The organism is Streptomyces sp. NPDC040405 (genome assembly GCF_055595765.1).
Map to the genome: position 1 here is coordinate 1,611,477 of NZ_JBVIVI010000001.1, position 24,678 is coordinate 1,636,154.

28 protein-coding genes, 1 tRNA gene and 1 pseudogene are annotated in these 24,678 nt (G+C 69.8%); 17 read left to right on the top strand and 13 right to left on the bottom strand.

Going from position 1 to position 24,678, the window contains the following annotated elements:
- Positions 1-37: 37 nt before the first annotated feature.
- Both ACZ59A_RS06500 and ACZ59A_RS06505 read left to right on the top strand, forming a co-directional pair.
- On the top strand, positions 38-814 hold the full coding sequence (locus tag ACZ59A_RS06500; protein WP_470954267.1) for an LLM class F420-dependent oxidoreductase: 777 nt from the start codon (positions 38-40) through the stop codon (positions 812-814).
- Positions 811-2,055 carry an MFS transporter gene (locus ACZ59A_RS06505; RefSeq protein ID WP_470954270.1) on the top strand — a complete coding sequence of 415 codons (1,245 nt, stop codon included), beginning with the start codon at positions 811-813 and terminating at the stop codon, positions 2,053-2,055. The genes ACZ59A_RS06500 and ACZ59A_RS06505 overlap by 4 nt, the downstream gene beginning before the upstream one ends.
- Here ACZ59A_RS06505 and ACZ59A_RS06510 read toward each other — a convergent pair.
- From ACZ59A_RS06510 to ACZ59A_RS06535, 6 genes are all read right to left on the bottom strand, one after another.
- Positions 2,052-3,104: an ABC transporter substrate-binding protein gene (locus ACZ59A_RS06510; protein ID WP_470954272.1), complete on the bottom strand. Its 1,053-nt coding sequence runs from the start codon at positions 3,102-3,104 to the stop codon at positions 2,052-2,054. The two genes, ACZ59A_RS06505 and ACZ59A_RS06510, sit on opposite strands and share 4 nt — an antisense overlap.
- 66 nt (positions 3,105-3,170) lie before the next feature.
- The gene (locus ACZ59A_RS06515; protein ID WP_468052990.1) at positions 3,171-3,707 is read right to left on the bottom strand and encodes an ABC transporter permease; all 537 of its coding nucleotides are present in this window, start codon (positions 3,705-3,707) and stop codon (positions 3,171-3,173) included.
- Between the two features lie 499 nt (positions 3,708-4,206).
- Positions 4,207-5,064, bottom strand: coding sequence for a helix-turn-helix transcriptional regulator (locus tag ACZ59A_RS06520; RefSeq protein ID WP_470954273.1), 858 nt, complete (start codon positions 5,062-5,064; stop codon positions 4,207-4,209).
- A gap of 101 nt (positions 5,065-5,165) precedes the next feature.
- Positions 5,166-5,918, bottom strand: a complete 753-nt coding sequence (locus tag ACZ59A_RS06525) for a response regulator transcription factor (RefSeq protein ID WP_470954275.1) — start codon at positions 5,916-5,918, stop codon at positions 5,166-5,168.
- Positions 5,919-6,337: 419 nt separating this feature from the next.
- Positions 6,338-6,730 (bottom strand): hypothetical protein, encoded by a 393-nt coding sequence (locus ACZ59A_RS06530; RefSeq protein WP_470954277.1) that lies wholly within the window; start codon positions 6,728-6,730, stop codon positions 6,338-6,340.
- Between the two features lie 49 nt (positions 6,731-6,779).
- On the bottom strand, positions 6,780-7,181 hold the full coding sequence (locus tag ACZ59A_RS06535) for an ATP-binding protein (protein ID WP_470954279.1): 402 nt from the start codon (positions 7,179-7,181) through the stop codon (positions 6,780-6,782).
- Between the two features lie 157 nt (positions 7,182-7,338).
- Between ACZ59A_RS06535 and ACZ59A_RS06540 the strand changes: the two genes are divergently transcribed.
- Both ACZ59A_RS06540 and ACZ59A_RS06545 read left to right on the top strand, forming a co-directional pair.
- On the top strand, positions 7,339-8,223 hold the full coding sequence (locus tag ACZ59A_RS06540; protein ID WP_470954282.1) for a helix-turn-helix domain-containing protein: 885 nt from the start codon (positions 7,339-7,341) through the stop codon (positions 8,221-8,223).
- 17 nt (positions 8,224-8,240) lie between these two features.
- A complete protein-coding gene (locus ACZ59A_RS06545; RefSeq protein ID WP_470954285.1) occupies positions 8,241-8,462 on the top strand; it encodes a DUF397 domain-containing protein in 222 nt (73 codons plus the stop codon).
- A 77-nt stretch (positions 8,463-8,539) separates the two neighbouring features.
- On the opposite strand, the gene ACZ59A_RS06550 is transcribed toward ACZ59A_RS06545, so the two are convergent.
- A complete protein-coding gene (locus ACZ59A_RS06550; protein WP_468052913.1) occupies positions 8,540-9,133 on the bottom strand; it encodes a lytic polysaccharide monooxygenase auxiliary activity family 9 protein in 594 nt (197 codons plus the stop codon).
- Between the two features lie 157 nt (positions 9,134-9,290).
- Here ACZ59A_RS06550 and ACZ59A_RS06555 point away from each other — a divergent pair.
- Positions 9,291-9,364 (top strand) — tRNA-Lys (locus ACZ59A_RS06555).
- A gap of 59 nt (positions 9,365-9,423) precedes the next feature.
- Here ACZ59A_RS06555 and ACZ59A_RS06560 read toward each other — a convergent pair.
- Together ACZ59A_RS06560 and ACZ59A_RS06565 are read right to left on the bottom strand one after the other, a co-directional pair.
- The gene (locus ACZ59A_RS06560) at positions 9,424-9,987 is read right to left on the bottom strand and encodes a GNAT family N-acetyltransferase (RefSeq protein WP_470954676.1); all 564 of its coding nucleotides are present in this window, start codon (positions 9,985-9,987) and stop codon (positions 9,424-9,426) included.
- Between the two features lie 158 nt (positions 9,988-10,145).
- Positions 10,146-10,739 carry a choice-of-anchor C family protein gene (locus ACZ59A_RS06565; protein ID WP_470954288.1) on the bottom strand — a complete coding sequence of 198 codons (594 nt, stop codon included), beginning with the start codon at positions 10,737-10,739 and terminating at the stop codon, positions 10,146-10,148.
- A 319-nt stretch (positions 10,740-11,058) separates the two neighbouring features.
- Between ACZ59A_RS06565 and ACZ59A_RS06570 the strand changes: the two genes are divergently transcribed.
- The 5 genes and pseudogenes from ACZ59A_RS06570 to ACZ59A_RS06590 all read left to right on the top strand — a co-directional run.
- Positions 11,059-11,712 carry a class I SAM-dependent DNA methyltransferase gene (locus ACZ59A_RS06570; protein WP_470954291.1) on the top strand — a complete coding sequence of 218 codons (654 nt, stop codon included), beginning with the start codon at positions 11,059-11,061 and terminating at the stop codon, positions 11,710-11,712.
- A 69-nt stretch (positions 11,713-11,781) separates the two neighbouring features.
- Positions 11,782-12,636, top strand: coding sequence for a DUF4145 domain-containing protein (locus ACZ59A_RS06575; RefSeq protein WP_470954294.1), 855 nt, complete (start codon positions 11,782-11,784; stop codon positions 12,634-12,636).
- Positions 12,637-12,678: 42 nt separating this feature from the next.
- Positions 12,679-12,948, top strand: a complete 270-nt coding sequence (locus ACZ59A_RS06580; protein WP_470954297.1) for a hypothetical protein — start codon at positions 12,679-12,681, stop codon at positions 12,946-12,948.
- Positions 12,941-13,570 (top strand): DUF6879 family protein, encoded by a 630-nt coding sequence (locus tag ACZ59A_RS06585; protein WP_470954300.1) that lies wholly within the window; start codon positions 12,941-12,943, stop codon positions 13,568-13,570. Before ACZ59A_RS06580 ends, ACZ59A_RS06585 begins: the two co-directional genes overlap by 8 nt.
- Positions 13,571-13,627: 57 nt before the next feature.
- Positions 13,628-14,362: pseudogene (locus ACZ59A_RS06590) on the top strand (tetratricopeptide repeat protein); the annotation flags it as partial.
- Here ACZ59A_RS06590 and ACZ59A_RS06595 read toward each other — a convergent pair.
- Positions 14,363-14,578 carry a tautomerase family protein gene (locus tag ACZ59A_RS06595; protein WP_470954303.1) on the bottom strand — a complete coding sequence of 72 codons (216 nt, stop codon included), beginning with the start codon at positions 14,576-14,578 and terminating at the stop codon, positions 14,363-14,365. It lies immediately after the preceding pseudogene.
- 136 nt (positions 14,579-14,714) lie between these two features.
- Here ACZ59A_RS06595 and ACZ59A_RS06600 point away from each other — a divergent pair, with 136 nt between their 5' ends.
- Positions 14,715-15,578 carry a helix-turn-helix transcriptional regulator gene (locus ACZ59A_RS06600; RefSeq protein WP_470954306.1) on the top strand — a complete coding sequence of 288 codons (864 nt, stop codon included), beginning with the start codon at positions 14,715-14,717 and terminating at the stop codon, positions 15,576-15,578.
- A gap of 9 nt (positions 15,579-15,587) precedes the next feature.
- Here the strand turns inward: ACZ59A_RS06600 and ACZ59A_RS06605 are convergent, their stop codons facing one another.
- Positions 15,588-16,337 carry an SDR family oxidoreductase gene (locus ACZ59A_RS06605; protein WP_470954309.1) on the bottom strand — a complete coding sequence of 250 codons (750 nt, stop codon included), beginning with the start codon at positions 16,335-16,337 and terminating at the stop codon, positions 15,588-15,590.
- Positions 16,338-16,431: 94 nt separating this feature from the next.
- On the opposite strand from ACZ59A_RS06605, the gene ACZ59A_RS06610 reads away from it, so the two are divergent.
- Positions 16,432-17,040, top strand: a complete 609-nt coding sequence (locus ACZ59A_RS06610; RefSeq protein ID WP_470954312.1) for a TetR/AcrR family transcriptional regulator — start codon at positions 16,432-16,434, stop codon at positions 17,038-17,040.
- On the opposite strand, the gene ACZ59A_RS06615 is transcribed toward ACZ59A_RS06610, so the two are convergent.
- Positions 17,017-17,451, bottom strand: coding sequence for an ATP-binding protein (locus tag ACZ59A_RS06615; RefSeq protein WP_470954314.1), 435 nt, complete (start codon positions 17,449-17,451; stop codon positions 17,017-17,019). The genes ACZ59A_RS06610 and ACZ59A_RS06615 overlap by 24 nt on opposite strands.
- A 115-nt stretch (positions 17,452-17,566) precedes the next feature.
- Between ACZ59A_RS06615 and ACZ59A_RS06620 the strand changes: the two genes are divergently transcribed.
- Both ACZ59A_RS06620 and ACZ59A_RS06625 read left to right on the top strand, forming a co-directional pair.
- The gene (locus ACZ59A_RS06620) at positions 17,567-18,397 is read left to right on the top strand and encodes a helix-turn-helix domain-containing protein (protein WP_470954316.1); all 831 of its coding nucleotides are present in this window, start codon (positions 17,567-17,569) and stop codon (positions 18,395-18,397) included.
- A complete protein-coding gene (locus ACZ59A_RS06625; RefSeq protein WP_470954319.1) occupies positions 18,394-18,573 on the top strand; it encodes a DUF397 domain-containing protein in 180 nt (59 codons plus the stop codon). Before ACZ59A_RS06620 ends, ACZ59A_RS06625 begins: the two co-directional genes overlap by 4 nt.
- Here the strand turns inward: ACZ59A_RS06625 and ACZ59A_RS06630 are convergent.
- Positions 18,557-19,669, bottom strand: coding sequence for an FAD-dependent oxidoreductase (locus tag ACZ59A_RS06630; RefSeq protein WP_470954322.1), 1,113 nt, complete (start codon positions 19,667-19,669; stop codon positions 18,557-18,559). The genes ACZ59A_RS06625 and ACZ59A_RS06630 overlap by 17 nt on opposite strands.
- Positions 19,670-19,839: 170 nt before the next feature.
- Between ACZ59A_RS06630 and ACZ59A_RS06635 the strand changes: the two genes are divergently transcribed.
- The 3 genes from ACZ59A_RS06635 (at position 19,840) to glxA (ending at position 24,672) form a co-directional block, all read left to right on the top strand.
- Positions 19,840-20,520, top strand: a complete 681-nt coding sequence (locus ACZ59A_RS06635) for a FadR/GntR family transcriptional regulator (protein WP_470954325.1) — start codon at positions 19,840-19,842, stop codon at positions 20,518-20,520.
- Between the two features lie 339 nt (positions 20,521-20,859).
- Positions 20,860-22,725, top strand: coding sequence for a glycosyltransferase family 2 protein (locus ACZ59A_RS06640; RefSeq protein ID WP_470954328.1), 1,866 nt, complete (start codon positions 20,860-20,862; stop codon positions 22,723-22,725).
- 3 nt (positions 22,726-22,728) lie between these two features.
- Complete coding sequence (glxA, locus tag ACZ59A_RS06645) at positions 22,729-24,672, top strand: radical copper oxidase GlxA (protein ID WP_470954331.1); 1,944 nt, start codon at positions 22,729-22,731, stop codon at positions 24,670-24,672.
- The last annotated feature ends 6 nt before the right edge of the window (positions 24,673-24,678 follow it).

The following is a 24,678-nucleotide window of genomic DNA, read 5'->3' on the forward strand; positions in this document are numbered from 1 at the left end:
GGGCGGGGTGGGGGAAAAACAACCGAAGGGACCACCGTTGCGCATCGGCGTACAGCTTCACCCCCAGCACACCGGCATCCAGGAACTCCGCACCGCCTGGCGGCAGGCCGACGCGCTCGGCGTCGACTCGCTGTGGACCTGGGACCACTTCCTTCCCCACAGCGGCGACCCGGACGGCACCCACTACGAGTGCTGGTCGCTGCTGTCCGCGATGGCGGTCGAGACCACGCACGCCACCATCGGCCCCCTCGTCACCTGCACCGCCTTCCGCAACCCCCATCTGCTCGCCGACATGGCCCGCACCGTGGACCAGCTCAGCGGCGGGCGGCTGGTGCTGGGGCTGGGCGCGGGCTGGTTCGAGGCCGAGCACACCGAGTACGGCATACCGTTCCCCGGACCGGCCGGGCGCATGGACGCGTTCGCCGCCTCGGTCACGGCCGTCAAGGCGCGGCTGGCCAAGCTCAACCCCGGCCCCGCGGGGCCGCTTCCGCTGCTCATCGGGGGCGCCGGGCGACGGCGCACGCTGGAGCTGGTGGCCCGCGAAGCGGACTGGTGGAACTGGTACGGCTGGGCCGCGACCGACCCGGTCGCCGAGTTCCGGGAGCTGAACCGGGCCCTGGACGAGTGGTGCGAGCGGGTCGGCCGCGATCCCGGCCAGGTGGCCCGTACGGTCATGGTCAACCCGGACCAACTGCCGCTGGCGGAGGGGTTCGCGGAGGCCGGGGCGGTGCATCTCATCCTGTCGCTGCCCGCACCGTACGACCTGGCGGCGGTCGAGAAGCTGCTCTCGGTGCGCGCCGCGCTCACCGCGTGAAACGGGAACGGCTGGGGCACCGCTTCCATCTGCTCATGGGTGCCCTGCTGGTCTCCACCCTCGGCAACGGCCTCTGCTTCCCGTTCACCGCGATCTACGTCAGCGAGCTGCTCGGCCTCGGCGCCCGGGCCGCGGGCGGGTACTTCGTCGCGATGGCCGCGGCCAGCTTCGCCGCGGCCCTCGTCGGAGGCCCGCTGGCCGACCGGCGCGGGCCGCACCGGGTGGGGGTGCTGGGCGGGGCGGCGCTCGCCGCCGGGTACGGGATGCTGGCCCCGGCCGACACCACCTCCCTGGTCCTCGCGTCGGGGGCGTGCGTGGGCGTGGGGTTCGGGCTGTTCTACGCGTCGATCGTGGGCGTCGTGGACGCGATCGTTCCGGAGAGTGGCCGCCGTACCGCGTTCTCCGTCCGGCACATCGTCAACAACGTCGGCATCGGGGTGGGTTCGGTGGCCGCCGGGCTCGCGCTGCACGGCGCGCACACCCCCGTCGGCACCCTCCGCTGGCTGTATCTGGCCAACGCGCTGGCCGCGCTCCCCCTCGTCGCGGCGACGTGGTACGTACGGCCGCGAAAGGCCGGGCGGACCGCGCCGACGGAAGCCCCGGCCGCCGACCAGACCACGTACCGCACTCTCCTCCGCGCCCGCCCCATGGCGCTGCTCATCCTCGCCCAGGCCCTCTTCGCCATCGTCGGCTTCACCCAGATCGAGGCCACGGTGCCGCTGCTGCTGCACGACGACATGGCCGTCACCCTGGGCTGGGTGAGCACCGTCGTGGCGGCCAACTCCTTCGCTCTGGTCGCCCTCCAGCCGGTCTTGAGCCGGACGCTGGAGCGGCTGCCGGAAACCGTGAGCCTGGCCGCCGGGCCGGTGCTGTGGGTGGCGGCGTTCGGCTGCGGACTCGGGGCGGCGCTGGCCGGGGACGGGGTGGCGCCGGTCCTCCGCCACGGGCTGCTGCTGGCCTTCGCGGTGATCTTCGCGGCGGGCGAGCTGACGTACTCCTCGGCCTTCTACCCGCTGCTGCTGCGCTGGTCCGGCGAGGCGGCCGTGGGGCGGGCGGGCGCGCTCGCCTCGCTGGCCTGGAACCTGGGCACGGCCACCGGGCCGCCGCTCGGGCTGTTCGTGGTGGCCCACTTCTCGGCGACGGGCAGCTGGACCGCGCTCGCGGCCGGCGCCGGCGCCGCGTTCGCGGTGGCCGCCGCACTGCACCGGCGCGCGGCGGCCGCGCCTCCCCCGGACAGCTAGGACTTCGGCAGGAAGCCGTTGTCGTACGCGTCCTCAGGGGTGACCGTCTTCTCCAGCAGCCCCTGGTCGTACATGAAATCGGCCATCCGGGCCCAGGTCAGCGGGTCGTTGACGCCGACCTCGCCGCCGTCCGTCTTCATCATCGGCGTCGTGGCCTTGAGGACCGCCTTCGCGTTCTTCTGCTGCTTTTCGCCGCGCAGCCCCGGCACGTATTTCTCGCTGAGCTTGATGGTGTCGTCCGGGTTGTCCATCGCGTAGCGCAGCCCGCGCAGCGACGCGGCGACGAACTTCTTCATGTCGTCACCGCGCTTGTCGAGCACGTCCTTCTTGACACCCAGACCGACCCCGACCAGCGGATCGCCCTTGTCCCCGGAGTCGAGCGTAATCGCCCGGACCTTCTTGCCCGCTTCCTCGAAGGAAATGGCGTCGTTGTTCAGATAGCCCATCACGCCCTCGACCTTGTTTCCGGTCAGGGCCGCCTGCTGGGTGAATCCGATGTTCTGGATCTTGGCCTGCTTCAGGGAAAGTCCGCCCTCCTTGAGAAGGGCGAGCAGACCGAAATACGTCTCGCCGAAGGGGCCGGGAGTTCCGATCTTACGGCCCTTGAGATCGGCCGGTTTCCTGATGTCCGAGTCCTGGGGCACGATCAGGCCCACGGGGTATTTCTGGTAGAAGGTCGCGATGTCCACGACCGGCAGATTGTCCGAGGCGCGCACCTGAAGCATCTCGTCGCCGCCCGCGTAGACGACGTCCTCCTTGCCGGACTTCAGCGCCCCGAAGAGGTCCTCGGCGGCGCCGTGGTGGCGCAGCGTCACATTCAGTCCGGCGTCCTTGTAATAGCCCTTCTCGGCGGCCACATAGAAGGGCGAGAACTGGATGTTCGGGGTGTAGGTCAGTCCTACGGTGATGCTCTTGCCGCCCTTGCCCGCCGCGTCCTTCGGCTCCTCGGCGCATGAGGTCAGGGTGGCCGCGGCCACCACCGACACGAGAGCCGCCCCCAGAACCCGCTGTCTGAGGGCGGTCCTCATGGTCGTCTGCACTGAACGCACGTACTTCTCCTCGCGAATCGACTCGTGAATCGGATCGTGCATCGGATACGACCGGTCGCTCACCGGTCAGTCACGCTGAGCGAGCCGCTCGACCAGCCGGACCACCCCGTACAGACCGGCGGCGAGCAGGGCGAGCATGACGAGTGTGGAGAACAGGCCGATGGTGTCGGCCGCCTGGCGCTGCACCGCGAGCAGCTGTCCCAGGCCCTCGCCGCCCATGACGAACTCCCCCACCACCGCCCCGGTGATGGAGAGCGTGAGCCCGTTGCGCACCCCGGCGAGGATGCTGGGCAGGGCGAGCGGAAGCTCGATGTACCAGAGCATTCCCCACCATCCGACGCCGTCCACTCGGGCGGCGCCCAGCACCTCGGGGTCCAGGGCGCGCAGCCCCAGCACGGTGTTGACGAGGATGGGGAAGAAGACGAGGAGCGCGCACAGCACGGCGATCGGCAGCAGCCCGTAGCCGAGCCACAGCGCGAGCAGCGGGGCCAGCGCCACGGCGGGCACGGCCTGCGAGGCGGCGATGTACGGCTGGAGCGCGGCGGCCGCCAGGTCGCTGCGGGCGATGAGATAGCCGAGCGGCAGCGCCACTCCGATTCCCATACCGCTTCCGGCCAGCGCTTCTCGTACGGTTTCCCAGGTGTAGTCGAGGAGTGAATCGTGCAGTAACTGGTCGACGAAATGCCGGGCCAAGTCGACCGGCCCTGGAAGATAGAACTCCGCCACCGCTCCGGTACGGGTGACGATGTCCCAGACGAGAAGCAGCGCCAGCCCGAATACGAGCGGCGGAAGCACTCCCCGGAACATGCCCTCCGCACGGCGCCCGCCACTGTTCTCGCGGGTCTTTCGTGCACGCCCCGGCCGGGGGAAATGCGGTTCACGCCGTGGCGTCACCGCATCCGGCTCATCGCGCGCGACGGCCTTGGCCGCCGTGACCGTCGTACCGCTCCCGTACCCCTCGCCCATCCCCAAATCCCCTTGTATTACCGGCTGTTACCAGATCCCCGGCACGCCCGCGATGCAACCTATCGCCAGCGCACACCGGTTCACAATGACGATGGGAAAACGAAACAATTCCGGTGCCGGACTTCCCTCCCCTTCCTCAGCGTTCCCCGAGAATGCCCAGCTCGGAGGCGCGCGCCCCGGCCTGGAAGCGCGAGTTGGCGTCCAGCAGTTCCAGGATCCCGGTGACATAGCGGCGGTACGTACGCACGGAAATCGCCAGATCGCGGGCGGCCGCCTCGTCGGTGACCCCGTCCCGCAGCCGCGCCAGCACCCGCCGCACCATCTCCGTACGGGCGCGGTTGCCGAAGTCGAGCGGGCGCGGGGCGGGGGTGGCGCCCGCCCAGATGGAGCGGAACATGCCGTGGAGCGAGCCGACCACCACCCGGTCCTCGATGACCGAGGTGTGCCGTCCGTTCGCCGACTCCGTGCACACCAGCGCGGTCCGGCCGTCGGCGATCACGACCGTGGGCAGGGCCACCTGGGCGATCCGGACCTGTGCGGGGCGGGGTGCGGGCGCGGGCGCGTCGGCCGCCGCCTCGGGGCCGGGCGCGGTGCCGGGGGCGGGCGCGGGCACGGACGCGGGCGGGTGCGCGGGGCCCGGGATGGGCGCGGGCACGGGCCCTGGGCCCGCCGAGCCGCCGCCCGGGGCGCGGCCGCGCAGCACCCGCACCCCCACCGCGTCGTCGTCCAGGTTCAGCAGCAGGGCGGTGAGCGCCGCGTGCGCCGCCGCCATCCGGCCGGGCGCTTCCGGGAACACGGCGTCCACCCGCCCGCGGGCCTTGGTGATCACCTGTTCGGCGGCGGCGAGGAACGCCCCGTCCGCCATCCCCACCTGCGTGAACTGCCCCGTTCTCGTTCTGCGGGCCCGGTGTTCGACGACGGTGGCCTCGATGAGGGCCCGCACCTCCCGTAACGTCCGCTCCAGAACGTCCCCCGGATCGCCGGGATCCTTCATGTCGTTATTCCTGCCTCGCGACGTGGTCAAGGTCTCGAGTGCCAAGGGCTATGGGCTTCGGCTTTTGGGCTCCGGTCCATGGGCTCCGGACGAAGGCGGTCTCAGTGGTCCGGCAGCAGCCCCAGTTCCACCGCCCGCGCCCCCGCCTGGAAGCGGGATCCGGCCCCCAGCTCCCGCATGATCTCCGCGACGTACCGGCGGTAGGTCCGCAGGGACACCTGCATCTCGCGCGCCGCCACCTCGTCGGTGTGCCCGGTGCGCAGGCATTCCAGGATGCGCCGCGTGGAGTTGGGGCACAGCCGCCCGCCCAGCCGCGGATAGTCCTCCAGCGCCACGGCGTTCCCCCAGGTCCCCGCGAACATCAGCTCCAGGGCCTGCACCGCGGCGGGATCCTCGACGAGCGACGCCTGCCGCCCGCCGTCCCGCGCCGGGTCCGGCGGTTCGTTCCGTACGTAGACGATCTGGCCGTCGATGAACAGCGCCTCCGGTAACTCCCCGTCACACACCCGGACTTCGCAGCGCGGATCGGTGCGCGCCAGCGCCCGCACCCGGGCCGCGTCCAGCGCCCGCGGCAGACACAGCAGCCGCACCGCGCGGCGTCCGCGGCCGCCCCGGGCGGGCCGGGCCAGCGCCGCGCAGACGACCTCCGACTGCTCCTCGCCGCCCGACAGGACGACGTTCACGGTCCGTTCGGCACCGTCCACGAGCGTGTCGACGACCTCGGCGAGCGGTACCTGCCCGAGAGCCTTCCCCGCCCAGGAGTCCTGGGCCAGCTCCCGCCGGTGCCGGGTGACCGTGGATTCGATCAGATCGCGGGCGGCCAGCAGGGCCCGCTCGACATAGTCGCCGGTCATGGCGGACCCCGAGGAGTCCGCCCCATGCTCAGGAGAAGGCTCGGACATCGTCACAAGACCAACCATGACTTCCCCTGCAGGGCGACAGTTACCTAGATTTGCAAATACCGGCCTGGTTCCTGGAATTTCCGTGCCTCAATACGCGGAGGCAGCATGGTGCGAAATCACTGATGACAGTAATTCGCGCACAGCGACGGCGTCAACGCGGGGCGTGAAGTAAAGAATAGACCAAGTCCGGCGCGTCAGAGCGCGACCCGGCGCTCGACCGCACGTCAAGCGGTGCGTTTTGTCAGTAAGTTACGAACCGTCAGCTCGCACGCCCCCCACTCGGACGCGATCAGTCGCGATCCGTACACGTTCCGCCACGAACCGGAACCGGCCCTGTCCGGTTGCTGCCACTGTCCCGGACGGGGGCGTGGTCACTGCCCGAACGTGATCTTGCCGAAGTCGCGCCCCTGGAAGACCGAGCCCGAGGCAGTCCCGGAGAAGCTGTTGTGGACCGCGCCCGTCTCCCGCTCGGCGGGCTCGCCGAACTCCCCCAGCCACGCGGCCAGATCGCGCCCGAACTCCGGGTCCTGCCGGGACCGTTCGACCAGCAGATCGGCCAGCCGCCGCAGCCCCTCCTCGTCGTCGTACGGGATGGCGACCGGCTCGGGCTCGCCCACCAGCACCGGCTCGGCATCGCCGCGCCGCCACACCCGGCGGGCCAGCGCGCCGAGCGATTCCAGGGCCCGCCGCCCCGCCTCGCCCCCGGCGCCCGATACCGCCGCGTTGACCGCCGCGACCAGCGCACCTGTCGTCACCGGATCCATGGGCCCCTCCCCTGCCGTTCCGACAACTCCACGCTAGCGGTGCGAACGGTCACGGATCCACCGATTCGGCACGCAGGGTGAACCAGACCGTCTTGCCGTGGTCGTGGAGGTCCGTACCCCACTCGTGGGCCGTCTTGCTGAGCAGGAACATCCCGCGCCCGCACTCCGAGAGGAAGTCCGGTTCCTTGACCACCGGCAGCGCGGTCTCGGAGTCGCGGACGGCGGCGCGTATCCCGTACGGGCGGTATTCGAGCGTCAGCACGCACTCGGGCGAGGCCGCGTGCTTGTGGACGTTGGACAGCAGTTCGGTGACGCACATCGCCGCGGGCGTGATCAGTTCCTCGCGCCCCCACAGGCGCAGCCGGGCGCCGACGGCGCGGCGCACCTCGGCGAGGTTCTGCGGGTGGACGCGGAGGCGGAATTCGTACCGCTGCGGGATGTTGTCTGCCATATGGTCCGGGGCCCCTCCAATGCGCAGCGCACTGCCGCCGTGTCACAAGAGCGATCCTGGCTCATCGGGACTGCCGCTCGCAATGTTTCGACCCATTGGCTCAAGACTGGCATATGCCGCCTGGTCGCCCCAGTCGGCGATAGGACAGACTGACGGGATGTCCTACCAGCCAGTGCCCACCGTGCGGCGCAGGCGTCTGGGTTCCACTCTGCGGAGGCTGCGCACCGAAGCGGGGATGACGCTGGACGCGGCCGCCGAAGCGCTCAACGCGGCCGCGGACGGTTCCCCTGGCGCCCGCCACTGGACCGCCCCCAAGCTGTCGCGCATCGAGAACGCCAACGCGACCATCCGCACCACCGAGGTCGAGATCCTGCTGCGGGCGTACGAGGTCACCGACCGCGACATCCGGATCGCGCTGGAGGGGCTCGCCAAGGACGCGGGCAAGCGCGGCTGGTGGCAGACGTACCGCGGAGTCGTCGCGCCCGCCTACGCCGACTACATATCGCTGGAGTCGGACGCCAACTCCGTGCGTGACTACGCCCCGCTGGTCGTCCCCGGGCTGCTCCAGACGTCCGACTACGCGCGCGAGACGATCGCCGCGAACGCCAGGGCCCGCAGCGCGTCCGAGGTCACGGCCCTCGCCGAGGTGCGGCTCGCCCGCCAGGCCGTGCTCACCCGCCCGGACACCCCGCTGCGGCTGTGGGCCGTCATCCACGAGACGGCGCTGCGCCGCCGGTTCGCCGACCGCCCGGCCATCATGACCGAGCAGCTGCGCCGGCTGCTCGACGTCGCGGAGTGGCCGACGGTCACGCTCCAGGTGATGCCGATCGACGCGGCGCCCAACCCGGGGGACGCGGGCGCGTTCACACTTGTGGGTTTCCCGGGTCCGATGCCGGATGTCGTCTCTCAGGAGAACCTGCGCGGCCCCACGTACGTCGAAGGAGTCGACGACGTCAACGTATTCGTCGACGCCTTCGGCCGCATCGCCGACAGCGCGCTGTCCCCGGATGCGACGAAGGGCCTCATCGCAGATCTCGTATGAGAAAGAGGGCCCCACACATGAACACCTCATGTACCTCTGCACCGATCGCCGGAAGCCACCGTCCGCGCTGGCGCAAGTCCTCGTACTCCGTGGGCGAGGGCCAGTGCGTGGAGATCGCCGCCAGCGGCGGACGGCTCCTGATCCGGGAGAGCGACGACCCGGACGTGGTCCTCACCACGGCCCCGGCCACGCTCGCCGCCTTCCTGCGGGGCGCGAAGGCGGGCACGTTCGACGCGTGACGCAGGTGTGACGCAGGCCGATGGGTGGCCGCCCGGCTGTGAGGCCGGGCGGCCTTTCGCTGCCGGAAGCCGGGTGGTCAGAACTGGACATCCGAGCAGGCGTAGAACGCGTTCCCGGTGTCCGCGATGGTCCAGACGGCGAAGATCACATGCCGTCCGGTCATCCCGCTCGGGATCGTCCCCGAGTGGGAGAGCGTGGACGGCGGCCGCTGACCGTTGTACGGCACGGTCAGGAACGGCTGGGACTGGAGGTTCGAGCGGGTCACCTTGGTGCTCGGATTCCAGCCGTTCTTGGTGATGTAGTACTTGAAGTCGGTGGTCGCGTGCGAGGCCGTGAACCGCCAGTTGAAGGTGTAGCTCTTCCCGGCGGTCAGCTTGGTCGCGGGCCACGCCCCGCCGCGCGGATCGTCGAGCTGGGCGAACCGGCTGTTGCCGCCCGCGCAGAGCGTCCCGTCCGCGGGCCCGCCCGACGGGAACCCCTTGGGCCCCTCCACGCTCTGCGGCTCGTACTGGATGTCGCCACAGTTGGCGACGGTCCCGTTGGCGCACAGCTTCTGCCTGCTGATCGGTGAGTCGGTGTAGCCATGACCGGTGGCACTGCCGCCGGTCGCGAGAACGGAGACCGCCGCGAGCCCGATGCCGACCACGGCGGCGCGGATCTTCTTGCGCATGCTTCGCTCCTGAAGACGTGGGGAGTGCTTCTGCGAGCCGTGCGATGCGGTCTAGACCAAGTGGAGCGTAGCCAGGGTCGACTGGTCATGTCCATACCAACTACACCGGCTGGTTCGGACCACGCTCGGAGGTCCGGTAAGATTCCGTCGTCAGCAGGCGCCGCTAGCTCAGTTGGTTAGAGCAGCTGACTCTTAATCAGCGGGTCCGGGGTTCGAGTCCCTGGCGGCGCACCTGGCTTCACGCCACTGACCTGGGGTTTTCCGGCTCACCGGAAAACCCCAGTCGCGTTTTACGAGGACGCCCGCCGGGCTGCGCGCCATTCGGGGGCGAGTACCGACCAGATCTCCATGTCGCGCCGCTTCCCCCGATACAGGAAGCTCTCCCGCAGGACGCCGTCCTTCGTCATCCCGAGCCGGCGGGCCACGGCGATGCTGGGCTCGTTCGCCGTCGAGACGTGCCACTCCACGCGGTGGATGCCGCGCTCCTCGACGGCCCAGTCGATGATCACGCGGGAGGCCCTGGTCACCAGCCCCCGGCCCACCGCCGACGGCTCCAGCCAGCAGCCCGCCTCGGCGGTGCCCTGGGCGACGTCCATCGTCCGGAAGAGGACGCCGCCGACCAGCTTGCCGTCCGCCCAGATGCCGTAGAGCCGCCCGGTGTCCGTCGCGGCCTTCTGTGCGTACGCCCGGAGGAACGTCCGGCTGGACTCCAGGTCCTTCGCGACGTCCGACAGCACGACGTGCTGCCCGATGAACTCCCGCCCCCGCTCCATATGGGCGAGGAACTCCTCGGCCTGCCACGGTTCGAGCGGGCGCAGCTCCGCGCCGTCGTCCCCCAGGGATATCGCGTACACCATCGCCCTCCACGGCCGAACCCGCCCCACCCCACGACGCGACGGATCGTCCCACGGGGGTCCGCGGCGGTGCCGCTGATTTTCCGGCGGGCCCGAAGCGGCGCGAACGCCCCGGCGCGCAGGGCGTGCCGGGGCGTTCGTACCGCTGCGGGTCGCGATCAGTCGCAGGAGGGGCACGGCTCGCAGTGGCGGACCGAGACGTCGTCGATGACCGGACCATAGGCGCCGGAGAGGGTGCTGGCGAAGGCCAGCGTCGTGGTGGAGCCGGTGGCCACGAAGGACACCTCACGGGTCACGTAGCCCATGTTCGCCATGGTCTTGCCGGTGGTGTCGAAGCTGAAGTTCTGGAAGTTCTGGCCGTCGACCAGGACATGGCCGGTCTTCAGGGCCGCACCACCGGCGGGGTTACCGGCGAGGGAGTACCTCACCGTGTACCTCTTGCCCGGCATCGTCGTGAAGGTCTGCGACACCGCGCCCGCGTTGCCACCGTTGAGGTCGACGGACTGGTCGCCCTCGGCCGCCTGCCAGAACCCGTCCCCGATCAGGTCGACGTTCCCCGCGGTCACCTTCCACGGCCCGATGGTCCCTCCCGTCCCCAGGTTCACGAACGTGTTGGCCGCCACCCTGGGCGTTTCGAAGCTGCCGTCGTCGAAGTGGCTGGCCGCGGGCGCGGCCAGCGCGGCGCCCGTACCGGCTCCCGCGAGAACACCGGCAACGATGAACGCGGCGACAAAGGTGCGAATGGGCGACATGTTCCCCTCCTGGATGAAAGATGCGCGAGCGTCTGAATTGACCGCCCGGATGAATCTCCCGCATCCCCCGGCGGAGACCAAGACCGAGTCACCGGCGCACGGGGGTGTGCGACGGCCCGAACTCCCCCGACGCGCCGGTCGGTTGGCCCGCCCGCCCCTTCCGCCCCCATGGCGCCGCGACGTCTCTACCCCATGCCGTGAGAGATCCATCGGACGTGTACGGACGGCGGCGGACCGGCGACCCCGGCCGCCAAGCGGGCGTTGGGGCCGCGGTCAAAACCTCTGACGGAGGACGGCTCCGGCGGTAGGGTCCTCGCTCGTGACCGAACCCGCGACAGAGCCTCCCTCCCACCTCACCACGACCTCGGGCGCCTACGACGCCATCGCCGTCCAGTACGCCGGACTCCCCCGCGACGACCTGCGCACCTTCCCGCTGGACCGCGCCATGCTCGCGGCGTTCGCCGAGGTCGCGCGGCCCCCCGGTGCCGGGCCCGTCGCCGAGCTGGGATGCGGCCCGGGACCGGTGACGGCGCATCTGCGGGACCTGGGGCTGGACATCTTCGGCGTCGACCTGTCGCCGGTGATGATCGGCCTCGCCCGCGAGGCGTATCCGGATCTGCGGTTCGAGGTCGGTTCCATGGACGCCCTGGACCTGGCCGACGGCTCGCTGGGCGGCATCGTGTCCTGGTACTCGGTCATCCACACCCCACCGGCGGAACTGCCCCCGTACTTCGCCGAGTTCCGCCGCGTCCTCGCCCCCGGCGGTCATCTCCTGCTCGCCTTCTTCGAATCGGAGGGCGAGCCGGTCACGCCCTTCGACCACAAGGTGACGACGGCCTACCGGTGGCCGATCGACAGCCTGGCGAAGCTGGCCGAGGACGCCGGATTCACCGAGGTCGGCCGGATGCTGCGCGAACCGAGCGAGGGAGAACGGTTCCGCCGGGGTCATCTGCTGATGCGTCTCGGCGCCTGAACGTCTCACCTCCGTCACGGAGTCGGGGAGGGCGACATAAGTCCTCCCCCACCCGGCGAGGATGCTGAGGTGGAGATCGCTGAACTCGTCCTGAAGTACGTGGAGGCACTGGTCTGGCCCGCCGTGACCGTGGGCCTGGCCTGGGGCCTGCGCAGCCACATCCGCGAGGCGTTCACGCGGATGACGCGCCTGGAGACTCCGGCGGGCGCGATCGAGTTCGAGGCGCGGGTACGGGACGTACTGAACCAGGCGGAAGAGGCGGCCACCGCCGGCCCACAGGTCCCGTTCCCCCGCCCACCGGTGACGGCGCCCCCGAACCCCGACGACGAGGACCCCCCGCTCCCCCCGTGGTGGGGACCGCCCTCCCCCGAAGAGGGAATGCCGCCCACCCCCTGGCCCCCGCCCGGGTCGGCGCCACCGCCCTCGGAGCGCGTGGAGGAGGACCTCGGCCCGTCAACCCGCGAGGAGACCCCGCGCTCGGCACCCCCGGTCCCCCAGGGATCGCCCCCGCCCCTTGAGGACTCGTGGGAGCTGCCCTATTACCCGCAGGCTGCCGCCCTCGACGCACCGTACTGGCGCGAACAGCTCAGGGAAGCCCGGACCATGGTCGACGCATCCCCCGTCGGGGCCCTCATCACGGCCTGGAACGCGCTGCTCAGCGTGCTGACGGACGTACTGCACCTCCCGGAGCGTGCCACCGGACCGCAGATCGCGCGAGCCATGACGCGGGCCGACCTGCCGCCCGACACGGTCGAGGTCTTCAACCAGCTGCGCACCCTTCGCAACCGAGCCGTGCACGGAGCCGACACCGTCACGCCCGGCGCGGCCCGGGACTTCATCGAAAGCTGCCTCCACCTCGCCCGACTGGCCAAAAACCCGAGGCGGCCTTCCCCTCCCGCGTCCCCACGCGAATACACTGAGTGACGATCGCCCCCCTGTGGCACTTACCTGCAAGCGGAGGCTGACATGACCCGTCCCTGGGAAGCCGACCCGTCCGCGTTATTCGAGCGGCGGCTCGGGAAATCCGCCGAGGAGCTGGGCAATTCCGAAGGCCGTGACGACTGCCCGGACATCTGGCAGCTCGACAACGGCGACATCGCGGTGATCGGCAGGGACCTCACGTCCGCCTACGGTCCTCGTCTGCCGGACGGGGTGAGCATCGGCCCCGACGAGCGGCTGGTCGTCATCCCCGGGAACATGCTCAGCGAGGCGAAGGCGGACATCCCCGATGCTTGATCTCCAGGCCCCCACGCTCCCGCCCGGGCAGGGCGAACAGCTCGACCGAGGCACCTACAAGCACGACTTCCGGGAGCTCGAAGCCGCGCTCCGTAACGTCGCCTCCTGGAAGCTGGAGCGCCTTCAGCACTTCGAGGAGCAGGGCAGCCCCAGCCGCGACGCGCTTCGCCAGGGGCAATGGGAAGAGGCGCTGAGGCTCCTCGAAGCGCGGCATGACAACCTGCGCGCCACCGCCGAAGAGGACGCACAGCACGGACACACCTTTCACCGGGTGCGGATGATCGAAACACCGCTGACCCCGTACGTGCAGTGGGAACTCCACTCCCACCGGCAGCGCGCCGACTACGGAGAGCGCATCCGGGTCCTGGACGCCGCGCAGGCGGCCCCCGCCGAAACCGAGGGTCCGCTGCCGGAAATCGTGGTGCTCGGCGGCAGCGCCCTCTTCCAGGTGCTCTACGACGAGACCGGGTTCTGCGTCGGCGCGGTCCGGCACACCGACCAGGACACCATCGGCAACTGGGCAGGCTACCTGGAGAAGCTCTACGCGGCGGCCGAGGACGTCACCTCGTACTTCGCCCGCGAAGTGGCGACTCTTCCCCCTCCCCGCTTGAGGAAGGACTAGACGCATCACCGAGTCCAGCGCAGACGGCGGCCAGTCCGACAACAGCACGCGCTCCGCCGTCGGCAATTCGAGGCCGCCGCCCACCACTTCGAGCAGGCCATCGCCACCTTCCAGGAGCAGGCGGCCGAGTACTGGGCCGCCACCGCGTTGTCCAACCTGGCCACGGCCCATCACCGTGCCGGACGTCTGCGCGAGGCCGCGGCCGCCGGGGAGCAGGCCCTGACCGCGCACCGCGCCCTGGACAGCCGCCGCGGCGAGGGCAATATCCTGCGCCTGCTGAGCGATGTCCGACGTGAACAGGGGGACGTCGGGCAAGCGTTGGCTCTGGCGCAAGCCGCCGTAGAGATCGCCGTCGAACTCCGCAACCTCCGCTTGGAGGGCTACTGGCTGCTCGCCCTGGGCGACGCGCAGCAGGCCCACGACCAGTGCGCCGACGCCCTCACCACCTACCACCGCTCCGCCACGCTCCACCAGCGCCTCGACGACCGCAGCAGACAGGCGATGGCCTGGCACGGCGCGGGCGAGGCGTACCACCGGCTGGGCCGTCACGCCGAGGCGGCCGACTTCCACCGCCAGGCCGCAGCCGCCCACCGCGCCCTGGGCGACGCCTGGCACGAGGCCGTAGCCCTCGACGGCCTGGCCACGGCCGTGCTCGGCGGCGGCGACCCGGAGGCGGCGCGGCGCCCCTGGGCGGAGACGCTACGGCTCCTCGCCGACTACGACGACCCACGGGCAACCGCGCTGCGCGGTGCCGTCGAACGCCGGTTGGCGGGGGTGGAACGGGCGGGCTGATCAGCCCTCGGGGGTCTGCTGGAGCTTGGCCAGGGTCAGGACGTCGCCGCCGATGCCCCAGCCGCCGTCGGCGACCTCCTCGACCAGGACGAGGGTGTTGGCCCGGGCCCGTTCGCCGTAGATCTCGACGTACAGCTCGGTCGTGCGCGTGATGATCTTCTCCTTCTGCTGCTCGTCGAGGGTTCCGGCAGGGACCTTGAAGTTCGCGAAAGGCATGGTGGCTCTCTTTCCGACAGAGGACAGCGGGACAGCGGGGACAGCCCCCAGCCTGGGCCGGTGCCGTCGCGCCAGCCAGGGCTGTCCCCACCCAGGGGTTGCCGTCCCCTGGATCGGCGCACCGGCGCGCGCGACGATGAGCGGCGTGAACCACACCCAGCTCGCCGCGTTCCTGAAGTCCCGGCGCGACCGGATCCGCCCGGCCGACGTCGGGCTGACCGCCGGTCCGCGGCGCCGGGTGCCCGGTCTGCGGCGCGAGGAGGTCGCCCAACTGGCCGGGCTCTCCGCGGACTACTACACGGAGCTGGAACGCGGCCGCGGCGCCCGGCCCTCGACCCAGGTGCTGACCGCCCTCGCCCGGGCGCTGCGGCTGAACGGCGACGCGCGCGACCACTTGTTCCACCTCGCCGACCGCCGCGTTCCCCCCGCCGCCCACGGACCGGCCGCGCACGTCCAGCCCGCGCTGCTCGGCCTGCTGGACCGGCTCACCACCACCCCGGCCCAGGTCATCACCGACCTGCACGAAACCCTCGTCCAGAACCCGCTGGCCGCCGCGCTCCTCGGCCCGCCCCCTGCCGTACGCGGCCCCGCGGCGAGCTTCGTCCACCGCTGGTTCACCGACCCGGGCGCCCGCGCCGTCTACCCGCCCGAGGACCACCCCCACCACTCCCGGGCCTTCGTCGCCGATCTCCAGGCCGTCGCCGCCCGGCGCGGCGGCGACACCACCGTGGATCGACTGGTGGCCGAATTACGGCACCGGAGCGAGGAGTTCGCCGCCCTCTGGGCCACCCACGACGTCGCCCTCCGGCGGACCGACCACAAGCGCGTCGTCCACCCCGCCCTGGGGGTCATCGAACTGGACTGCCACACCCTCTTCAGCGAGGACGGCTGCCAACGCCTGCTGTGGTTCACCGCCCCGCCCGGCACCGAGGGCGCCTCCCAACTGGAACTCCTCTCCGTGATCGGCACCCAGGACATGAAGCGCGAGCGAGCGCGCTGAAGCCGCGGGTCAGATCTGGTTCTCGCCGCCGTCGACGTACAGGTTGGCTCCGAGGATGAAGCTGCTCTCGTCGGAGGCGAGGAACGCCACGAGCGCGGCGACTTCCTCGGGGCGCCCCATCCGGCCGATCGCCAGACCAGCGGCGAGTTTCGTCTTGGCTTCGGCCGCGTTCTCCTCGCCGAAGACGGTCGTGATTCCGGGGGTGTCGATCGGGCCCGGTGAGATGGCGTTGACCCGGACGCCGCGGCCCGTGAGTTCGTTGGCCCAGGTCCGCGCGTAGGACCGGACGGCGGCCTTGGACGCCGCGTACGTGCCGAACGCGTCCGTCCCGTTGTCGGCGGTGGTGGAAGCGTTCAGGATCACCGAGGCGCCGTCGTTGAGGAGGGGGAGCGCCTTCTGAACGGTGAACAGCGTGCCCCGCACGTTGACGCCGAAGATCTGGTCGAAGTGCTCCTCGGTGACCTGCTCCAAGGTCGCGAACGTGAAGCTCGCCGCGTTCGCGAAGACCACGTCCAGCCCCCGCCCCCGGGCGCGGACCGCGTCGTAGAGCCGGTCCAGGTCGGCCAGGTTCGCGATGTCACCCGCCACCGCGGTGGCCCTCGCCGCGCCGATCGTCTCGACCGCCGCGTCCAGCTCGGTCTTGCGCCGACCGGTGATGAACACGTGCGCGCCCTCGGCTGCCAGCCGTACGGCGGTGGCCAGGCCGATCCCGGTGCCGCCGCCGGTGACGACGGCGGTCTTGCCTTCAAGCTGTCCCATGCGAATGACCTCCACAAAGTTCCGCACCGATCGATACAGAATGCGACCGTAGCACCTTCCGCACCGACCAGTACAGAAAGGTAGAGTGGGTCTCATGGAGATCCAGCGGAAGGCGCCGGTCGGCCGCCCCAGAGGCTTCGACGCCGACGAGGCCCTCGAACGCGCCATGCGGGTCTTCTGGGAGCAGGGCTACGAAGGCGCCAGCCTCACCGACCTGACCAGCGCCATGGGCATCACCCGCACCAGCATGTACGCGGCCTTCGGCAACAAGGAGGACCTGTTCCGCAAGGCCCTGGAGCGCTACTCCGAAGGCCCCGCCTCGTACGTGACCCGGGCCCTGCGAGAACCGACCGCCCGGCAGGTGGCCACCGCGTTCCTGAACGGCGCCGTCCGGGTCACCACCCGCCCCGACTGCCCCGCCGGATGCCTCGGCGTCCAGGGCTCCCTTGCCGCCGGAACCCCCGGACGCAACGCCCGCGACGCCCTCACCGCCTGGCGCAACGAGGGCACGCGCCTGCTCCGCGACCGGTTCCGGTCAGCCGTCGCCGAAGGCGACCTGCCCCCCGACGCCGACCCCGAACTGCTCGCCCGCTACCTCATGACCGTCGCCAACGGCATCGCCGTCCAGGCCGCGAGCGACATCCCCCGTGACGAACTGCAGCGGGTGGCCGACATCGCCCTACGGAACTGGCCGCCCGCGTGAGGTGATGTGCGCCCAGACGGTTTTGCCGGGACCTTGGCGCTCCTTGACGCCCCAGCCGTCGGCCAGCGCCTCGACCAGGAGCAGGCCACGGCCGTGTTCGTCAACGGAGGTGGGGGCCTTCGGGGCGGGCTGACGGTCGTGGGTGTCCGACACCTCGATCTCCAGTCGGCCGGTCTCGTGGTCGTACCGCAGCAGCAGCGCGAAGTCCCGCCCCGGGACGCGGCCGTGGAGGACCGCGTTGGCGGCCAGTTCGGCGACGACGATGACGGCGGAGTCACTGGAGTCGAGGCCCCAGGAGGCGAACTGGTTCGCGGCCAGAAGGCGAGCGAGCCGGGCCCCGCGCCGGGTGGCGGAGAATCGCTGTGCGAACGTACGTACGGTGACGGGGACTTGGTCCTGTGGTGCGGTCATGGGCGGAAGCGTTGCGGTGCGGGCGGGGGCCCGGCCAGGTATGACACCCACCCAGTTTCGTCTGTACCAGTTGACTCACTGGACTGGGGCGGTCACCGCCCGTGACGATGTACGTATGGGAGCAGACAACAGCGAACCCGAAGTCTCGGACAGCCTCAAGACGTTTGGCGCCGTATTGAAGGCGCTGCGGGATGAAGGCGGCCTCACGCAAGAGCAGTTCGCCCCGCGGGTGCGGTACTCGGTGACGTACGTCGCCAAGATCGAGCAGGGCCGCCGCTTCCCGCCGAAGGAACTCGTCCCGCGTGTGGAGGAGGTGTTGGGTGCGTTGGCCGCGCGGGTTCTGGGCGCGGCGTACCGCAGCCTGACGCGCAAGGTGGGCCTCGCGTCATGGTTCCAGCACTGGGCGGGGATTGAAGAGGAGGCGGTCACGCTCCTCACGTACGAGTGCGCGGTTGTACCGGGACTGCTACAGCCGGAGCCGTACATCCGGTCGGTCTTCGAGCGCTACATCCCGCACCTACCGGCAGAGCAGTGCGAGAAGCAGGTGATCGCGCGGCTCGCCCGGCAGAGGTTGTTCGACGATCTGCCGAACACCTCGTTCTGCTTCATCATCGAACAAGCCCTGCTGGACAGGGGCTTCGGAGGTGTCGAGGTCACCAAGGCCCTTCTCGACCACCTCCTTGAGCAGCAGGCCCGCCGGAACGTCGAGATCCAGATCATGCCGCTGCGGCAGGAGGATCACTTCGGCTTCGAAGGGCCGATGTGCCTCGCAGAAACGCCGGAGCACCGATGGGTCGGTTACATCGAAGCGCACGACACCAGCGTCCTGATCACCGACCCAAAAGCCGTAAGTGCGATGCTCCAGCGCTATGGCAAACTGCGCTCACAGGCTCTGAGCCCTCAGGCCACCACGAGCCTGCTGGAGCAGATGCGAGGAGCACTATGACTGGTTCCACCGAACTCGACTGGTTCAAGAGCAGCTACAGCGGCGGAGGCGGCGGCAACTGCGTCGAGGTGGCCGTACAGCCCGACGTGATCCACGTACGCGACTCCAAGGACACCCAACTCGGCCAGCTCGCCATCCCCCACACTGCCTGGGCGGCCTTCACCGCCCAGCTGTGAAGAAGGCGATCAACTGCTCGACCGACGGCTCGTTGGCCGCTACCGATTCGGCGGCGGCCGCTTCGCTGCGCGGGAACATGGCCTGCTCGTACGCGGCGAGGGCGGCCTCGACGTCGTCGGGGTGTGCGGCCAGGGCCTGGCCGAGTTCGGCGCCGTCCAGCATGGCCAGGTTGGCGCCTTCGCCGTCCACGAGTGCCAGGTGGGCGGCGTCGCCGAGCAGGGTCACTCCCGGCACCCGGCCCCATCGGTGCCCGATCGGCAGGGCGTAGAGGGGGCGCAGAACGGGCGGGGTGTCGCTGTCGGTGATCAGCGCCGTCAACTCCGGTGCCCAGCCGTCGAACTCGTTCGCGATCCGCGCGACCGCCGCGCGCTCATCCGTGAAGTCGATGGCGGCGAACCATTCCTGCGGTTCGGACAGCATCGCGTAGCTGTGCAGGGTCCCGCCGCGCTCCCGGTGCGACCCGATCTTCCTCCCACCCGGGCCGAGCACGAACAGCGATCCCCCGCCGACCGCCTTCGCGGCAGCCGGGTGGCGGGTGTCGGCGTCGTACAGGTAGGTCTCCACGAACGAGGTGCCCGTGTACGCGGGCGTGGCGTCCGAGAGCAGGGGCCGGACCCGGGACCACGCGCCGTCCGCGCCGACCAGCAGGCCAGTGGTGACACAGCCGCCGTCGGCGAACGTCACCTCATGGCGGCCGTCACCCAGCGCGTGGGCACGGCTGACCTTGTGGCCCCAGCGAACCGTGCCCTCCGGGAGCGAGTCGAGCAGAACCCGTCGCAACTCACCGCGCTGCACCTCGGGGCGGCCGCCCGTGCCGTCGTCGGGCTGGTCGAACACCACGGTGCCGTCCGGGGCGAGGAACCGGTACTGCTGGCGGCCCTCCAGGATCAGGCCGCGGAACTCGTCCATCAGATCCGCCGCACGCAACGCCAGTTGGCCGTTGTAGTCGTGGATGTCGAGCATCCCGCCCTGCGAACGCGCCGTCGGGGAGGGCTCCGCCTCGTAGACCGTGGCCGGGATGCCGTGCACATGCAGGACGCGGGCGAGGGTCAGTCCTCCGAGTCCGGCGCCGATGATGGTGACGTCAGCAGTCATGGTGAGTCCTTTGCGAAATGTGTCGCGGGCTGGATGTCTGCCAACCATCCAGCCGCCCGCCGACAGCGGGCCGACAACCCCCGACAACTGACCGACACCGTGGCCCGCCGCTGGCGCTAAGCTGACCGAAATCGGAGGTGGCGGTGGCGGCGGCGCAGGCGCGTGGTGGGATGGCGGGCGACATCCAGGAGCGCATCAAACGGCTCATCATCGACCGGCGACTCCCCTCCGGGGCCCCGCTGCCCACCGAGACGGACCTTATGCACTTGCTCGGAGTCAGCCGCAACTCCGTGCGCGAGGCGCTCAAGGCGCTCCAAGCCATGGGGATCGTGGAGATCCGGCACGGCTTCGGGACATACGTGGGGCCCATGTCGATGGCGCCCATGATCGAGGGGCTGATCTTCCGGACCGTCGCCGGTCACTACCGGGGCGAGGACAGCCTGCTCCAGCTGCTGGAGCTGCGCGAGGCCGTGGAGACGGGACTGATCGCACGGCTCGCCGGGCGCATACCCGAGGCGGATCTCGACGCGCTGGACCGCATCGTGCGGCGGATGGAGGCGGAGGCGGCCGAAGGGGCCGTACGCGCGGAGACGGACCGCGCCTTTCACGCCGCGCTGTACGGGAGCCTGGACAACACGCTGCTCAGCGAGGTGCTGGAGGCGTTCTGGGACGCGTTCCACCGGGTGCGTACGGACCTGGTGGACGTGGCCACCGACCCACAGGTCACCCTCGCCCAGCACCGGCGGATTCTGGAATCCGTGCGCTCCGGCGACGCCCTACGCGCCGAAGAGGCGATTCGCGACCACTTCTGCAACATTCGCAACAGACTGCGTTCGCCGCATCACGAATAAGCCGTTTTCACAGCCAGCCGCGACGGCCTCTCATTGCGCACCTTTGTCCGAATAAGGGCGCGTTTCGCCTTGCGATCATGCGAGCGCGTTCGAGACCCTGAGCTGGGTGCACCACACACCAACATGCCCTGGAACACGGGGTGTTGGGGTGCCCCGGGGGGAAACCGGACGGGCGGGGTCCGGCACACTTCGCGCACAAGCAGAAGGCGGCCATTCCATATTCGATTCCATTCGACGGGTCGGCCGCTGCCACTATCGTGCCCGTACGGCCGTGGGGGGCCGTGTTGGCCAGGAGAACGTGACGACACGCAGCCAGCCCGCGTGCGGGGGGAATGACTCATGACGTCGACGCCGACAGGCGCCCGGCAGCATTCGCATGACCAGGATCCGCATCAGCGGGTTTCGCATCAGCGGGGTTCGCATGAGCAGGGTTCGTACGACTCGTCCACCACGACTCGCTTACGCATCCCACGGCAACTGCGACCCCACCGGCGGCGGCCGCTGCCGAAGTACGACTACGAGCACTACAGCAGGCTCGCCGGACCGCTGACCCAGCCCGACCCGTCCGCCCCGTACCGCGTGCGCTACCGCAGCCTGCTGGCGGACGAGCCGCACCGGATCCGGGCCGCGCTGCTGCTGGGGGCGGCGCCGCTGGTGTCGCTGGGGCTGCTGGTGTGGCTGATCCAGCCCGCGCACTGGACGGACCGGACCGGCACCAGCCCGACCATGGCGGTGCTGGACACGGTCATGCTGGTCTCGATAGGGCTGATCGAGTTATTCCGCACGATGAACGTCGCGTCCAACGCGCACGCGACGCTCGTGGCCCGCGATCCCGTGCCGGTCGTGCCCGAGACCGGCACGAAGGTCGCCTTCATCACCACGTTCGTGCCCGGCAAGGAGCCGATCGAGATGGTGACGAAGACGCTTCAGGCGGCGGTCAGAGTACGGCACCGGGGGGAGCTGGACGTCTGGCTGCTGGACGAGGGGGACGACCTCCAAGTACGAGAGGTCTGCGCGCGCCTGGGCGTGCGCCACTTCAGCCGCAAGGGCGTCGAGAAGTGGAACCAGGCCAAGGGTCCGTACCGGGCGAAGACCAAGCACGGCAACTACAACGCCTGGCTGGATGCCCACGGAGACGCGTACGACTTCTTCGCGTCGGTCGACACCGATCACGTCCCGCTGCCGAACTATCTGGAGCGGATGCTCGGCTATTTCCGCGACCCGGACATCGCCTTCGTCGTCGGCCCGCAGGTGTACGGGAACTACGACGCGGCGGTCACCAAGGCGGCCGAGAGCCAGCAGTTCCTGTTCCACGCGCTGATCCAGCGCGCCGGGAACGCGTACCGCGCGCCGATGTTCGTCGGCACCAACAACGCGGTGCGGATCAGCGCCATCAAGAGCATCGGCGGGCTGTACGACTCGATCACCGAGGACATGGCCACCGGCTTCGAGCTGCACCGCCACCGCAACCCTTCCACCGGGCGGAAGTGGGGCTCGGTCTACACGCCGGACGTGCTCGCGGTGGGCGAGGGGCCGAACGCCTGGACGGACTTCTTCACCCAGCAGCTGCGCTGGTCGCGCGGCACGTACGAGACGATCCTCAAGCAGTTCTGGAAGGCGCCCGCCTCGCTGCCCGCGGGCAAGCTCTTCAACTACACCCTGATGGTGATCTTCTATCCGATGTCGGCGCTGAACTGGATCCTCGCCGGGATCAGCTGCGCGCTGTTCCTCGGATTCGGGGCGTCCGGCATCCAGATCGATCCCGCCATCTGGATGATGCTCTACGGCAACGCCTCCGCGCTCCAGATCGGGCTCTACATCTGGAACCGGCGGCACAACGTCTCGCCGCATGAGCCGGAAGGGTCGGGAGGCGTGGCCGGAATGGTGATGTCGGCGATGTCCGCGCCGATTTACGCGCGCTCCCTGATGGATGCCGTACTACGCCGGAAGAGCCGCTTCGTCGTCACCCCCAAGGGCGACTCGTCGAGCCCCGACACCCTCTTCGGTACCTTCAGGATCCACCTTTTCTTCCTGGTGGTCTTCGGCGGGTCGCTCGCCTCTTCCTTCTACTTCGGCCACAGTCATCCAGCGATGACCGTTTGGGCATCACTCGCCCTGGCTATCACAGCCGCTCCGATCATCGCCTGGCGGTGGACCGTCCGCCAGGAGAAACGGACAACGCAGCCCGCTCTTGGGGGACGATAAGACGTGAAGTACCGACCGAGTCGCCGCACCCGCCGCTTCGGAATCGGTGCGGCGGCCGTCACCGTGCTGGCCGGGATGAACGGCCCGGCGCTCTACCGATTCAGCTCCGAGCAGTATCACGATTACAAGATCAACCAACCGGAGTACAAGGCCGAGAACGGCCACTGGGACGTCGTCAACGTCCCGAAGGCATATCGGATCAATACGATCCACGCCGCTCTGCTGCACACCGGAAAGGTGCTGCTGGTCGCCGGTTCCGGGAACAACGCCAAGAACTTCGACGCGAAGTCGTTCCGCACCGTCCTGTGGGACCCGGAGAAGAACACGTACCGGAACATCCCCACGCCCCAGGACCTCTTCTGCTCCGGGCACAGCCAGCTCCCGGACGGAAAGCTGCTGGTGGCGGGCGGTACGCAGCGGTACGAGAAGCTCAAGGGCGACGTCGAGAAGGCGGGCGGACTGATGTTCGTCCACAACGAGGACCCGGACAAGCCGAAGACCTTCCCGTCCGGGACGCGCTTCACGGGCAAGGAGAGCGGCAAGACCTTCGAGTCCAAGGACCCGGTCCTCGTCCCGCGCGCGAAGAAGAAGACGAACGCCAAGACGGGAAAGGTCACCGTCACCGCCAGCACGGCGCGGGTCTATGTCGAGGCGCGCCGGAAGGGGAAGAAGTACCAGACCGGGACCGAGGACAATTACCGGATCGCCGGGCTGAAGGGCAAGGACAAGCAGAACTACTACGGCATCGCGCAGAAGCTGTCGTTCGACAAGAAGGACTTCCAGGGCATCAGGCAGGCCTACGAATTCGACCCGGAGTCGGAGCGGTACATCACCGTGGACCCGATGAACGAGGCCCGCTGGTACCCGACCCTGACCACCCTTCAGGACGGCAAGGTGCTGGCCGTGTCCGGGCTCGATGAAATCGGCCAGGTCGTGCCGGGCAAGAACGAGGTCTACAACCCGAAGACGAAGAAGTGGAAGCGTCTGCCGAAGCAGCGCTTCTTCCCCACCTACCCCTCGCTCTTCCTCACCGAGAAGGGCCGCGTCTTCTACACCGGGTCGAATGCCGGATACGGCCCGGACGACAAGGGCCGCACCCCGGGGATCTGGGATCTGAAGAGCAACAAGTTCCAGGTGGTGCCGGGCATCAGCGACCCGAAGCTGCTGGAGACGTCGATGTCGGTCATGCTGCCGCCGGCCCAGGACCAGCGGTTCATGGTGGTGGGCGGCGGCGGGGTCGGCGAATCCGCCGCGGCCACCGCCGGAACCCGGATCGTCGACCTGAAGGAAGACAAGCCGCGATTCAAGGACGGACCGGATCTGTACGAGAAGGTGCGCTATCCGAGCAGCGTCATCCTCCCGGACGACACGATCCTGACCACCAACGGCTCCGGCGACTACCGCGGACGCAGCGACACCAACGTCCTGAAGGCCGAGCTGTACAACCCCAAGACCAACCGCACCCGCGGCGTCGCCGACCCCCTGGTCGGGCGCAACTACCACTCGGGCGCCCTGCTCCTGCCGGACGGCCGGGTCATGACCTTCGGATCCGACTCGCTGTTCCAGGACAAGGCGAACACCAAGCCGGGCGAGTTCCAGCAGCAGATCGACCTCTACACACCGCCGTATCTGTTCCGCGACTCACGCCCCAAGCTCGCCACCGAGGGCGGCCCGAGGACGGTCAAGCTGGGCGCGACGACCACGTACAAGACCGCACACGCCTCGGCGATCAAAAAGATGCGCCTCATCCGGCCCAGCTCCTTCACCCATGTGACCAACGTCGAGCAACGGTCGATCGCACTCGACTTCAAGCGCACGAAGGACGGCATCACGGTGACCCTGCCGAAGGACCCCTCACTGGTACCGCCGGGCTACTACATGCTCAACGCGGTGGACGACGAGGGCACGCCGTCGAAGGCGCTGTGGGTGAAGGTGCCGAAACGTTAGTCTCGC

Excerpts from the sequence above, each read along its gene's own strand:
- ACZ59A_RS06545 (WP_470954285.1), top strand. The coding sequence starts at position 8,241 with ATGAACACCTCATGTACCTCTGCACCGATCGCCGGAAGCCACCGTCCG.
- ACZ59A_RS06585 (WP_470954300.1), top strand. The coding sequence starts at position 12,941 with ATGCTTGATCTCCAGGCCCCCACGCTCCCGCCCGGGCAGGGCGAACAG.
- ACZ59A_RS06565 (WP_470954288.1), bottom strand. The coding sequence starts at position 10,739 with ATGTCGCCCATTCGCACCTTTGTCGCCGCGTTCATCGTTGCCGGTGTT.
- ACZ59A_RS06635 (WP_470954325.1), top strand. The coding sequence starts at position 19,840 with ATGGCGGGCGACATCCAGGAGCGCATCAAACGGCTCATCATCGACCGG.
- ACZ59A_RS06550 (WP_468052913.1), bottom strand. The coding sequence starts at position 9,133 with ATGCGCAAGAAGATCCGCGCCGCCGTGGTCGGCATCGGGCTCGCGGCG.
- ACZ59A_RS06580 (WP_470954297.1), top strand. The coding sequence starts at position 12,679 with ATGACCCGTCCCTGGGAAGCCGACCCGTCCGCGTTATTCGAGCGGCGG.
- ACZ59A_RS06640 (WP_470954328.1), top strand. The coding sequence starts at position 20,860 with ATGACGTCGACGCCGACAGGCGCCCGGCAGCATTCGCATGACCAGGAT.
- ACZ59A_RS06630 (WP_470954322.1), bottom strand. The coding sequence starts at position 19,669 with ATGACTGCTGACGTCACCATCATCGGCGCCGGACTCGGAGGACTGACC.
- ACZ59A_RS06620 (WP_470954316.1), top strand. The coding sequence starts at position 17,567 with ATGGGAGCAGACAACAGCGAACCCGAAGTCTCGGACAGCCTCAAGACG.
- ACZ59A_RS06540 (WP_470954282.1), top strand. The coding sequence starts at position 7,339 with ATGTCCTACCAGCCAGTGCCCACCGTGCGGCGCAGGCGTCTGGGTTCC.
- ACZ59A_RS06615 (WP_470954314.1), bottom strand. The coding sequence starts at position 17,451 with ATGACCGCACCACAGGACCAAGTCCCCGTCACCGTACGTACGTTCGCA.
- ACZ59A_RS06525 (WP_470954275.1), bottom strand. The coding sequence starts at position 5,918 with ATGACCGGCGACTATGTCGAGCGGGCCCTGCTGGCCGCCCGCGATCTG.
- ACZ59A_RS06625 (WP_470954319.1), top strand. The coding sequence starts at position 18,394 with ATGACTGGTTCCACCGAACTCGACTGGTTCAAGAGCAGCTACAGCGGC.
- ACZ59A_RS06515 (WP_468052990.1), bottom strand. The coding sequence starts at position 3,707 with ATGGGAATCGGAGTGGCGCTGCCGCTCGGCTATCTCATCGCCCGCAGC.
- ACZ59A_RS06605 (WP_470954309.1), bottom strand. The coding sequence starts at position 16,337 with ATGGGACAGCTTGAAGGCAAGACCGCCGTCGTCACCGGCGGCGGCACC.
- ACZ59A_RS06535 (WP_470954279.1), bottom strand. The coding sequence starts at position 7,181 with ATGGCAGACAACATCCCGCAGCGGTACGAATTCCGCCTCCGCGTCCAC.
- ACZ59A_RS06600 (WP_470954306.1), top strand. The coding sequence starts at position 14,715 with ATGAGCGGCGTGAACCACACCCAGCTCGCCGCGTTCCTGAAGTCCCGG.
- ACZ59A_RS06520 (WP_470954273.1), bottom strand. The coding sequence starts at position 5,064 with ATGAAGGATCCCGGCGATCCGGGGGACGTTCTGGAGCGGACGTTACGG.
- ACZ59A_RS06595 (WP_470954303.1), bottom strand. The coding sequence starts at position 14,578 with ATGCCTTTCGCGAACTTCAAGGTCCCTGCCGGAACCCTCGACGAGCAG.
- ACZ59A_RS06610 (WP_470954312.1), top strand. The coding sequence starts at position 16,432 with ATGGAGATCCAGCGGAAGGCGCCGGTCGGCCGCCCCAGAGGCTTCGAC.
- ACZ59A_RS06530 (WP_470954277.1), bottom strand. The coding sequence starts at position 6,730 with ATGGATCCGGTGACGACAGGTGCGCTGGTCGCGGCGGTCAACGCGGCG.